This is a genomic window from Terrisporobacter mayombei, assembly GCF_020748465.1.
GTDB classification, from domain to species: domain Bacteria; phylum Bacillota; class Clostridia; order Peptostreptococcales; family Peptostreptococcaceae; genus Terrisporobacter; species Terrisporobacter mayombei.
Genome location: NZ_JAHZMP010000003.1, coordinates 54,804 through 66,918 on the forward strand (window position 1 = coordinate 54,804; position 12,115 = coordinate 66,918).

The following is a 12,115-nucleotide window of genomic DNA, read 5'->3' on the forward strand; positions in this document are numbered from 1 at the left end:
TACCTACATTGCATATAAGATAGCATTCATTATGGCTGCAGCCACATTGCTACCACCTTTTCTTCCTTGTACTACTATGTGAGGAATAGAAGTTTTTTCTAATTCATATTTAGATTCAGCTGCCCCAACAAATCCAACTGGTGCACCTACAATAGCTTCAACTTGTCCTCCATTATTAACCATCTCTATAGTCTTATAAAGAGCAGTCGGAGCATTTCCAAATACAAACAGCTTTTTACCTTCTTCATTCATTGCAATTTCCACAGCAGCCATAGATCTTGTTATTTCCTTTGCCTTAGCCAATTCCTTAGTTCTTTCATCAGCTACTAAACATTTGTATTCACACCCAATGGCATTTAGCTTCATTTTATTTATTCCACTAAGCGCCATATTTGTATCTGTGTAAATTGTGCATTTACTGTTTAAAGCATTTATTATTGAGTCCACTGCTGTATCTGATATTTTTAATATATCTAGATATTCAAAGTCAGCACTTGTATGTATGCAACGCTTTATTATCTTTTCTTCTATCCCGTTTTTAAATTTATATCCAGGTCTAATATCATTAATTATACCTTGTATAATTTCAAAACTTTTTACCTCTATCATCTTAGGGTCTTTAACGTATTCCACTCTATTTCCTCCCTTTCTTTATGTCCTATAATTTTGGATAAATGTATCTTTTTATAATAATCATTAAAAGATTTTTCTTTCAAATGATTTATTATTCTCTCATGATCCATATGATTATCAATTAATATTCCAATAACTGTACCACTATGAGCAATATTAACCCCATAAGCCCCCATCTTATTACTGATTTCTATAATCTCATTTAAATATGGCTTTTTATGTATATTTTCATTTGCCAAACTACTCAGTGTACAGGCCTTGCCTATTAACTTTAAATCATTTTCTCTTAATCCTTCTTCTAATAATTCAAAGGATTTATTTATAATCACTTTATTTTCTAATTTAATATCTAAATAATTTGGATTGCTTCTTATTATATTTGTTTCTAAAATTTCATCTGGTTCTAAAATTATTACTTTACCATTATATAGATTGGATAAATATTTTTTTACCTTACCTTTAACAGGATTAAAAATTGAGTTTTTATATAATAAAATAGAATCTGTTGGTTCTATTTCCGAAGCAATACGAGATATTTCTTCATTACCTAAATCTTTATTTATTATTGATAATGTCGCCTTTATAGTTGCTCCTATATCCGCTGTAGAGCTGGCCATTCCCTTTCCTATAGGTATATTGCTATTAATTTCTAAAGATATATTTTCACATTCCATTAGTGAAATATTAAATCTTTCAAATACTTTTTCTATAGCTTTTCTTGATTTTTTAGGCCCTAAATTAATATTCTCTTTTTTTTCTTCAAGGGTAGCAACTGAAAACATATCAATTGCATAAGAAGATAAATATTCTTCACTATCTAATATACCTTGAACAAATTCTCCACAAGATGCGGGACATATTCCATAAGATTTCATATTATTCTCCCAATAATTTATTTAATTCCTTCAAAATCAATTGGTTTTCCTCATGACTTTTAATTGCTATTCTTATGTGTTTTTCACCTAAACCTATAAAGTTAGATGCATTTCTTATTAAGATATTACTATCCTTAAATAATTTAAGCTTTAATTCATCCGACCTTATATCTTTTAATTCAATTAATATAAAGTTTGTATCTGTATCATATACATGTATATTTTCAATTTTTCTTAATTCATTTATCATATATAATCTTTCTTTATGGTAATATTCCTTGCTAGATTTTATATATTCTTTATCATTAAAAATATAATTGGATAAGGTATCAGCAAATGAATTCACTGTCCAAGGCTCTTTATATCTATAAATATCATTTATAAGCTTTTTATTGCTTGTAATACCATAACCTAGTCTAAGTCCAGGCATTCCAAAGAATTTTGTCACTGCTTTTATAATAAATATGTTTTTATATTTTTCCACGTATTTCATTAAACTGTAATTTTCTTCTTCATGTACAAACTCCATAAAGGTTTCATCAACTATTAACAACTTATCATTTTTTATTATTATTTCTAAAAGTTCTTCTATGTTTTTTACCTTTCCATTTGGATTGTTAGGATTACATATAAATAAACTGTCAAAATTATTTATATTAGCTTCTATTTCTTTTAAATTTACACTAAATTCATCATCTTCATTTAGCATAAAGTTTATCAATTCTAAATTGTTTAATTTAGCTCCTCTTTCATATTCTGAAAATGTAGGATTCAATATTGCCAATCTTTTCTTAATATTTTTCATAAGAAGGTATATTATTTCTGTTGCTCCATTGCCCGGAATAATATACCCGGGATTAATATTTATGTAATTCCCAATATTTCTTCTTAGTTTTGTGTAATTAATATCTGGGTAACTTTTACACTTACTTAAACCTTCCAAAATATATTTTTCTAAATTAGGAACAACTTTTGGATTTATATTTGAGCTAAAATCTATTATATCTTCAGTATTTTTATTAAAAGTTTCTGCCATGATCTCCACATTAGCTCCATGTCCTAAATCTTTCATAACTGCCTCCTTTCTTTATTTACAAACCAATTAATATATAATAAAGAGTTGTAAAAATTATTATTGATATTATTGATGAGGAATACATTATTTTGTTTGTTCTTACAATATCTTCAATTTCTATTTCTCTTTTTTTATCTCCAATAGTTGGTTTATATACTTCTTTTCCGAAATAAACATTGGTACCACCAAGTTGTATTCCTAAAGCTCCAGCTACTCCACCTTCTGAAAAAGCACAGTTAGGACTTTTATGATTTTTTCTATCTCTTATTCCAATTTTTAAAGCATCTTTAAAATTAAATCCAACAAATAAACTTCCAAGAGAAAGTAAAATCACACCTAATCTTGCTGGTATGTAATTTGCAATATCATCTATTTTTGCTGATGCAAATCCTAAGTAATAATACTTGTCATTCTTATAGCCTACTGTTGAGTCTAAAGTATTAATAGCCTTATATGCCATAGCAAGAGGAGCTCCTCCTATAAAGCCATAAAACAACGGTGCTATTATTCCGTCTACAGTATTTTCTGCCACAGTTTCAACTGTAGCTCTTACTATTTCTTTTTCACTTAAATTTGTTGTATCTCTTCCTACTATGTATGAAAGCTGAATTCTTGATTTTTCTAAGTCTCCAGTTTTCAATACCTTATATATTTTTTCAGATTCATCTTTTAAACATTTTGTAGCTAGTGTTGTATAAATTAATATGGAATTTACTAAAAAATAAGCCACTTTATTAAACTGAAACAAGCGTAGTACAATAGAAGTACTACCTAGTGTTACTCCTACAACGACAAACCAAAGAATGAACCCAGCTATTTTTAATCCTTTATCACTTGTAGCTATCTTTCTTATTTGCTTTTCTATAAAACTAATAAGTTTACCAATAAACCTTACTGGATGAGGGAATGAATATGGGTCTCCTATGATTAGATCAAGAGCATATCCTGTATAAATGGATAGAAGATTCATATTATTCACATCCTCTTTCTATAAAATTAGATATGCAATCTAAGTTGTTGTAAAAATGCGTATGTAGATATGTGGCTAAAGTATTATACTTGCTGTAGCCGCCTTCCCATTCATCAATAACTTTGTCATTCTTTAATTTTCTCATATAATAAGCACATTCTTCTTGGCTATCGAAAATTGAATGATGAAACTCATGCCCTTTAATTATTTGTCCTTTTTTAGCTAGAATAGTATCTTCCTTAGCCTCGCCTAAACAATATCCAAATCTCTTAAGAGAAGGTGTCATTTTGCTACATCCTTTAAAAATCCCAACCATGTTATATATATAATTATTTTGATCTTCTAATTTTTCTCCAAGATACATTAATCCACCACACTCCGCATATATGGGAGTATTATTGTGATGAGCATTCATGATAGACGATCTAATTTCTTTATTTTCATCTAGCTCTTTTGCAAAGATTTCTGGGAATCCTCCTCCTATGTAAACATAATCACACTTTGGAAGTTTTTTATCACTAATCGGGCTAAAGAACTTTATGTTCATACCTAACTTTTCAAATAATTCTATGTTCTCTCTATAATAGAAGTTAAAAGCTTTATCATAAGCTATAGCTATTGTTTTATTGTTAACCTTATTTTTTTCTATGAAATCTTCCAAATCAAAGGAAGTATTAAAATCTTCAGTTTCAGATATTTCAATTATTCTATCAATATCTATATACTTTTCTATTTCGTCCGCCAAGTTATCAAACTTAGCTTTTAAAGAATTTATCTCAACTGAAGGTACTAGTCCTAAATGTCTAGACTCTAAAGAAAATTCTTTGTTTGGAGGAAAATATCCAAGCACCTCCACACCAGTATATTTTTCTATAGCTTCTTTTAAAGTATTATAATGGGATTCACTTTTCACATTATTTGTAATAACACCAGCTATATTTACATTTTCATCTAACATTTTATATCCCAGTACCATAGCAGCAGCAGATGTTGCCATTGCCTTTGCATTTATAACTAAAATTACTGGTGTTTTTAACATTTTTGAAGTATATGAACTGGTACAATCATCTAAATCAATTCCATAGCCATCATATAGTCCCATTACACCTTCAATAACCGAAATATCTGCATCTTTTGAAGAATTTTTAACTATATATTTAATTTTTTCATCTTCAAGCATATATGAATCTAAGTTTCTTGAATATCTTCCAGTTATAAATGTATGATAAGAAGGGTCTATATAATCAGGTCCAACTTTATAAGGTTGTACTTTTAGATTTCTTTTTGTCAATGCTTGCATTATTCCTAGGGAAATTGTAGTTTTTCCTACGCCGCTATTTGTTCCTGCAATTAATATTTTTTTCATATTATCACCTAATTGTCACCATTTTTTATTATTTCATATATTTTTTCCATATCTAAGTGTTCTCTTAAAAAATCAGCTAATTTATCATATTCTTTATTTTTAAACTCATCAAATGACTCAACTTTACTTTCAATAGATTCTAAATTTTTCATTTTCCTTATGTTATTTAAAATAGTTCTCGTAAAATCTATATCATCAAATACTCCATGAAGATAAGTTCCAAAAACATTACACTGATTATTTACACTACCTACCTCATAACTTACCATCTCACCTAGTTTTTCTGTTACGGTTGCAAAATCATCACTATTTTCTCTTCTTGTTGTCATTCCCATATGAATTTCATATCCATTGACTTCTTTTTCATTTAAATTTTCAAGGTAGCTATGTAAGTTATCTCCTAATAGGGCTTTAACTTGAGTTGTAGTTTTTTCTAGTTCAAAAGTCGTCTCTACATCTAAAAGTCCTATACCTTCCACTTCTTCTAGTTCATTTTCCACATGATAAGGATCTTTTAAAACTTTTCCTAACATTTGATATCCACCACAAATGCCAATTATAAGTTTCCCTTTTTTATGAAGTTCTTTTATTTGATTTTCCAAACCATTTTCTCTTAAGAACATTAAATCATCGATGGTAGATTTAGTTCCTGGAATAATTACTATATCAGGATTTCCAAGAGATTCTCCATAATCAACATACCTAAGACTCACATCTTCTTGTGTTTCAAATATATTAAAATCTGTGAAGTTAGACATATGAGGTGTTCTTACAACTTCTATATGAATATCCCCTTTGTCTACTTTTTTCTTAAATCGTGTGGTTACACTGTCTTCCTCTTCGATTTTTATGTCAGTATAAGGTACAACTCCAAGAACAGGAACTTTTATAATATCTTCAAGCATTTTTACACCAGATTCTAAAAGTTCTTTTCTTCCTCTAAATTTATTAATTATTACTCCCTTAACTCTTTTTTTATGTTCCTCAGGAAGTAGTAGCATTGTACCTGCTATTGATGCGAATACACCACCTCTGTCTATATCACCAATTAATATAACTGGTGCATCTGCAATTTGCGCCATTCCCATATTTGATATATCTCTATCCATTAAGTTGATTTCAGCACAACTACCTGCACCTTCCATTACAACTATGTCAAATTTTTCCTCGAATTCTTTAAATATGTCATCTAATATTTTTTCTAACTCTAATTTATACTCGTAATATTCCTTCGAGGACATATCTCCTATTACTTTTCCTCTTACTATAACTTGGCTTTTGTTATTGCCATTTGGTTTTAATAATATGGGATTCATATCTGCAATAGGGTCTATTCCGCAAGCTTCAGCTTGAGAAACTTGAGCTCTTCCCATTTCCAAACCTTCTTTTGTTATAAAAGAATTAAGAGCCATATTTTGAGATTTAAAAGGTATTACTTTATAATTATCTTGTTTGAAAATTCTGCATAGTCCCGTAGTTATTATGCTTTTTCCCACATTTGATGCAGTTCCTTGAAGCATTATTTTTTTTCCCATAGCATTAATCCTTTCCATTTTATATTAAATACCAAAAAATCCCAGCTCAAATGGCTAGGATTTTACTATGTAACATAAAATCAAATCTTCACCCCGAGATTTTCTATATATAATTAGTTTAGGCAGGTATCCTGGCTTAACATCATTTTACTCCCATACCTTCCCATCAACTTGACAGTGGTAATTATGGTTTCATCCGTTTTACAGTAGCGGGGGCTGCAAAGGCTTTTACCTTTTTCCCTAAAACCCAAACTAATTTTATTAAATTTTACAATTCTCTTCTTACTTTCATAAAAAATTTATATATCTTAATTATAGTTATTTTTACTATGGTACAAAACATATTAATATTTTTTATATATATAAATATAATTAAACATTCATTTTTTTGTTATTTTTGTTAAAATTTTAATTTATAGATTATGAATTGCTCTCAAAGATTCATAATTACACGTTATTGTATATTCAATATCTTCATCACTATGAGCATAAGATAAAAACATAGCCTCAAATTGACTCGGCCCTATTAGTACTCCTCTATCTAACATTTCCTTAAAGTAAGCATTATATTTTTCTACATTACTTTCTATTGCATCATCGTAATTTTCTACTGGACCTTCTTTAAAGAATAAACAAACTAAAGAACCAGCTCTATTAACTGTATAATTAAGATTTAATTTTTTTAGGTTATTTTTTATTCCTTGCTCTAGTTTATCTGCCTTTTCATTTAATGCTTCATAAATTTGTGGATTGTCTCTTAATATTTCTAAATTTCTTTTTCCTAAATACATGGCAAGTGGATTTCCTGATAAAGTTCCCGCTTGATAAACAGGCCCTACTGGTGATACAACTTCCATTATTTCCTTTTTGCCAACATAAGCTCCTACAGGCATTCCTGCTCCTATGATTTTACCAAGACAAACCATGTCAGGCTTTACTCCAAAATATTCTAACGAACTGTTATAAGATAATCTAAATCCAGTTATAACTTCATCAAAAATTAAAACAGTTTTATATTCATCACATATTTTTCTTAAAAATTCTATAAATTCTTGCTTCCCTGGTACAATACCCATATTTCCACCAATAGTTTCTACTATTATGGCTGCTATATCTTCTCCATCTTCTTCAAATACTCTTTTTATATCTTCTATATCATTGTATTTACATACTAAAGTATTCTTAACTATATCTGTGGGAACTCCAGGGCTTGTTTGAACTCCAAAAGTTATTGTTCCTGATCCTGATTTTACTAGTAAACCATCCGAATGACCATGATAACACCCTTCAAATTTTACTATTTTATTTCTTTTAGTAAATCCTCTAGCAACTCTTAATGCACTCATAGTTGCTTCTGTTCCTGAGTTAACCATACGAACTTGATCTATTGCTGGATAAGCATCGACTATTAATTTTGCCATTTCAACTTCAATCTCAGTTGCTAAACCAAAACTTGTTCCACTGGCAATCATTTCTCCTATGCCTTTAGATATCTCTTCGTTACTATGACCTAACATTAATGGTCCCCAAGAACAAATATAATCTATGTATTCATTATCATCCACATCTGTAATTCTACTTCCATGTGCTTTCTTTGCAAATATTGGACTTATCCCAACAGAATTAAACGACCTTACAGGGCTATTTACTCCTCCTGGTATGTATTTTACAGCTTCTTTATATAACGCTTCAGATTTAGTGTGTTTCATATGTCTCCTCCTAAGTAGCAAATAATTCTTCTATCGTCTTTATATATTCTTCTCTTTTACCTTTGTTTTTTGCTTGTTTTAAATTAATAATTGGTTCTCTAATTAGTCTTTTTAATGCTGAAGTTAACATTTTATCAATTATTTTTTGCTCTCTTTGATTTAACTCAATTTTCCTAAAAATATAGTCTAAAGTATCCTCTTTTATTTCAAAACATTTGTTATTAAGAGATTGAATAGTTGGATCTATATTGGAAACATCCACCCAAAGAATAAACTCTTTTATTTTTTCATTGATTATTTCATAAGCTTTTTTTGATAAACTAATTCTCATATCATCATTTTTATGCTGTATCTCTTTTAAATCATCAATACAATAAACTTTGGCATGTTTTAATTCATCAATTTTAAAATCAATATCTCTAGGTAATGCTAAATCCATAAAATAAATATGATTATTTATAGTAGGCATATCTTCACCTTTAATAACTAAGTGTGGTGCTGATGTGGCACTTATCACTATATCTATTTTATTATCTCTTAAAACATTGTATCTATCTTTGTATTGCACATACTCTATGTTATTATATTTATTTTGTATTTCTTTAAATTTATCTACACTTCTATTGGCAATATAGATGGTACCCACCTTTTCTTCTTCTAAGTGATTTATTGTTAACAGGTTAATTTTACCTAAACCTATTATTAATATATTCTTATCCTTTAAACTCCCTATTTTTTCTTTTAAAAGCTTTATACCTATATAACTTATGGATAAAGGTTGTTGTGAAATTTTAGTTATTGTTTTAACTTCTTTTGCTGTTGTAATGGCTTCTCTAAATAGTTTATTTAAAAGTTTTTTCGTAGCTCCCAATTTCATGGCAAACTCATGTGAATCCTTTACTTGGCCTAAAATTTGGTCCTCTCCAAGAACTACAGAGTCTAACCCCGAGGTTACAATAAACAAGTGGTTTATTGCCTCTTCACTTTTTTTGCTAAATAAATAATCTTTTATATTATCCAATTCAAAAAATTCTTCATAAAAATTTTTAACTATTTCAACACCCTTTCCGAAATTTTCACAGCTAATATAAATTTCACTTCTATTGCAAGTAGAAAGTATCACTATCTCGTCAATACCCTTATCTAAAAGTATATTAATTGCTTCTATTTTATTCGCATCAGTAAAGGATACTTTTTCCCTAATACTAATAGGCGATAAATTATGATTTATACCTACGACTGCAATATTCATTTTCTACCTCCATATTTGTTTCTTTATATATTAGAGAGTTAAATTCTAACACGAAAAATAAAAAAATCCATATTTATAGCAAAATATGGATTTAATCTATTTTTCATATCGTATTTTTTATTCAGCTATTTTATTTAAATGACTTCCCATATTTTCACTCCAATAATTATATAAATCTTCCTCTTTTCTAAACAAAGGTAAATTCATATTCTTATTAAGTTTTACAAGCCATGGAAGTTCTAAACCTGCTTCTTCTATTTTTTCTTCATTAATAAATACTTTTTCTACATTACCTTCATTAATTATTCTTCCTTGATTTAACACATATACATAATCACATATATCATAAATCAAATTCATATCATGACTAGTAATTACTATTTTCTTTCCTTTTTTGTACATTGATTTAATTATATCTACAATTGCTCTTGTGCTTTCTGGATCTAAACCTGCTGTAGGCTCATCTAATAAAACAAGGTCATTTTCCATAGCTATTACTGATGCAATTGCCACTCTTTTTTTCTGACCAAAGCTTAAACTATGTACTGGTCTATCTATAAATTCTTCACCATTAACGGCCTCTAGAGCTTTACTAATTCTTGCTTTTATAGTTTTTTCATCTGTACCTATATTTCTAAGAGCAAAGGCCAAGTCATCATATACCATGGAATAAAAAATTTGTTTCTCTGGATCTTGAAAAACTATACCTACTTCTTTTCTTAAATTATATAAACTTTTCTTATCATATTTAAGCTGGCTGTTTTTATATAATATCTCTCCTTGTGTAGCTTTCAAAATCCCCATTAGATTATTAAATAATGTGGACTTTCCAGACCCATTTGAACCTATTATGCCAATAATATCACCATTATTAAAATCCATAGTTATATTATCTAAGGCTTTTCTTTTTTTGTCATATTGGTATGTTAAATTATTTATTTTAAACATTATTAATCTTCCTCTACAATATAAAATGTGCCATCATAAAGCTTCATATCTAAAGCTATACTCATCTCATCATATCTTATCATCATCCTTTTAAATAACATATTTACTAATAATCCAAAGGAGTTATATCCATTTTTTAAATTTATATATCCAAATCTGAGTTCTTGGGATTTTCTTATATCTGCAACTTCCTCCATAAATATAAAGATAAATCTATACATTAACATGGAAATTTCTAAAACTATATCTGGTAAATGTAGTTTTTTGAATACAAATATTAATTGATTAAAAGGTGTTGTAAGCATTATAAAATAAATACAAGTTAAACATGATAACGCTCTAAAAAATAAGCGTGTTGATGATACTATTGATTCATTTGAAACACCTATGTATAAACTTCCTATATTTATACTGTATAATAATGATTCTTTATCTTTAGAGAAATTTAAAAGTATCATAATTATACTGACAATTAAAAATACCAATGGAATTTTAATAAAATGAATATAATCTTTAAATTCAATTTTTGCAATTCCAACTATAACAAAGCTCATTATACCTATAATCAATAAGGATATATAATTGTAAGGATTAATTAAAGATAATATTAGTAATAGCATACCTATAGCAAATTTCACATTTGGATTTACTTTATACAACTTATTTTTATAAGCATAATCATCTATTATCATTTAATCTTTCATCTCTCATTTTTTTCTTAGTTCTAGTAGTTCCAATATAATATCCTATTATTCCTGCTCCAAGAGCTGCTTGCGATGCAAATAGTAAACTTTCAATTTCGCCACTTGCAGGTTCTATTAAACTACTAAACCATGGCTCATACTCTGGATTTATTTCAGTTATTACACCTTCAGCCTCTCCATCTGCTCCTCCGAATTCTGCACCTTTTTGAGTTATTAATGGAACAATAATTATAGCTAAAACTAATAGAAATAAAATCACAGTTAACTTCATATTACTAGATTTTTTTGATGCTGAACTTTGCATTATGCTAACACCTCTCTCTCTTCATTTTCACTTATAAAGTTATAAATTATAACTGTAAGTAATCCTTCTGCTATTGCTATAGGTACTTGAGTAACAAAGAATACTCCTAGGAATTTTACCGCTGAAGCCATAAATCCACCTGCTGGGTCTGGGAAAGCAAGACCTAATTGGAATGATGTCACTGTATATGTTAATAAATCTCCTAAAGCTGCTGCTAAGAATACTGCAACTTTTTTATCCATTTTATCTTTACATAGTTTCCATATTCCAAAGGAAACTAATGGTCCTACAATTGCCATCGAAAAAGCATTTGCTCCTAAAGTTGTGATTCCTCCGTGAGCTAATAATAAAGCTTGGAATAATAATACTATTGTACCTAAAACAACTGTCGCACTAGGTCCAAATAATATTGCTGCAAGTCCTACACCTGTTGGATGTGAACAACTTCCTGTAACTGATGGAATTTTTAATGCTGATAATACAAAGACGAAGGCTCCGCAAAGTGCTAATAATAATTTCTTTTTAGGTTGCTCCTTAACTATTTTAGTAATATTTTTAAGTCCTACTACGAAGAATGGAATAAATATTACCCACCAAATTATGGCCCATTTTACTGGTAAGAATCCTTCCATGATGTGCATTGCGTTTGAGACTACCGGTGTGATCATTAGCATAAATGCTGCTATTAATGACCATTTCACATTACTTTTTTTCATACTACATACATCTCCCTTTTAATTATTT

The 12,115-nt window shown here is 28.7% G+C and carries 12 protein-coding genes and 1 riboswitch; all 12 genes read right to left on the reverse strand.

The window, feature by feature from the left end; genetic code table 11:
- Window positions 1–3 precede the first annotated feature (3 nt).
- Complete coding sequence (locus K0039_RS10965; protein ID WP_228105113.1) at window positions 4–633, reverse strand: cobalt-precorrin-8 methylmutase; 630 nt, start codon at window positions 631–633, stop codon at window positions 4–6.
- Complete coding sequence (locus K0039_RS10970) at window positions 606–1,508, reverse strand: GHMP family kinase ATP-binding protein (protein WP_228105114.1); 903 nt, start codon at window positions 1,506–1,508, stop codon at window positions 606–608. Before K0039_RS10970 ends, K0039_RS10965 begins: the two co-directional genes overlap by 28 nt.
- Before the next feature lies 1 nt (window position 1,509).
- Window positions 1,510–2,580 (reverse strand): pyridoxal phosphate-dependent aminotransferase, encoded by a 1,071-nt coding sequence (locus K0039_RS10975; protein ID WP_228105115.1) that lies wholly within the window; start codon window positions 2,578–2,580, stop codon window positions 1,510–1,512.
- 19 nt (window positions 2,581–2,599) lie between these two features.
- The gene (gene cbiB, locus K0039_RS10980) at window positions 2,600–3,553 is read right to left on the reverse strand and encodes an adenosylcobinamide-phosphate synthase CbiB (RefSeq protein WP_228105116.1); all 954 of its coding nucleotides are present in this window, start codon (window positions 3,551–3,553) and stop codon (window positions 2,600–2,602) included.
- A gap of 1 nt (window position 3,554) precedes the next feature.
- Window positions 3,555–4,919, reverse strand: coding sequence for a cobyrinic acid a,c-diamide synthase CobB (locus tag K0039_RS10985; RefSeq protein WP_228105117.1), 1,365 nt, complete (start codon window positions 4,917–4,919; stop codon window positions 3,555–3,557).
- Window positions 4,920–4,927: 8 nt separating this feature from the next.
- On the reverse strand, window positions 4,928–6,454 hold the full coding sequence (locus K0039_RS10990) for a cobyric acid synthase (RefSeq protein WP_228105118.1): 1,527 nt from the start codon (window positions 6,452–6,454) through the stop codon (window positions 4,928–4,930).
- A gap of 104 nt (window positions 6,455–6,558) precedes the next feature.
- Window positions 6,559–6,720: riboswitch (cobalamin riboswitch) on the reverse strand.
- Between the two features lie 147 nt (window positions 6,721–6,867).
- Window positions 6,868–8,163: a glutamate-1-semialdehyde 2,1-aminomutase gene (gene hemL / locus K0039_RS10995; RefSeq protein WP_228105119.1), complete on the reverse strand. Its 1,296-nt coding sequence runs from the start codon at window positions 8,161–8,163 to the stop codon at window positions 6,868–6,870.
- 10 nt (window positions 8,164–8,173) lie between these two features.
- Window positions 8,174–9,415 carry a glutamyl-tRNA reductase gene (hemA, locus tag K0039_RS11000; RefSeq protein WP_228105120.1) on the reverse strand — a complete coding sequence of 414 codons (1,242 nt, stop codon included), beginning with the start codon at window positions 9,413–9,415 and terminating at the stop codon, window positions 8,174–8,176.
- Between the two features lie 117 nt (window positions 9,416–9,532).
- Window positions 9,533–10,363 carry an energy-coupling factor ABC transporter ATP-binding protein gene (locus K0039_RS11005; protein ID WP_228105121.1) on the reverse strand — a complete coding sequence of 277 codons (831 nt, stop codon included), beginning with the start codon at window positions 10,361–10,363 and terminating at the stop codon, window positions 9,533–9,535.
- Window positions 10,364–10,365: 2 nt separating this feature from the next.
- Entirely contained in the window at window positions 10,366–11,055 is a 690-nt protein-coding gene (gene cbiQ / locus K0039_RS11010) for a cobalt ECF transporter T component CbiQ (protein WP_228105122.1), read from the reverse strand.
- A complete protein-coding gene (locus K0039_RS11015) occupies window positions 11,042–11,371 on the reverse strand; it encodes an energy-coupling factor ABC transporter substrate-binding protein (protein WP_228105123.1) in 330 nt (109 codons plus the stop codon). Before K0039_RS11015 ends, cbiQ begins: the two co-directional genes overlap by 14 nt.
- Window positions 11,371–12,087, reverse strand: a complete 717-nt coding sequence (locus tag K0039_RS11020) for an energy-coupling factor ABC transporter permease (protein WP_228105124.1) — start codon at window positions 12,085–12,087, stop codon at window positions 11,371–11,373. The genes K0039_RS11015 and K0039_RS11020 overlap by 1 nt, the downstream gene beginning before the upstream one ends.
- Between the last annotated feature and the right edge of the window lie 28 nt (window positions 12,088–12,115).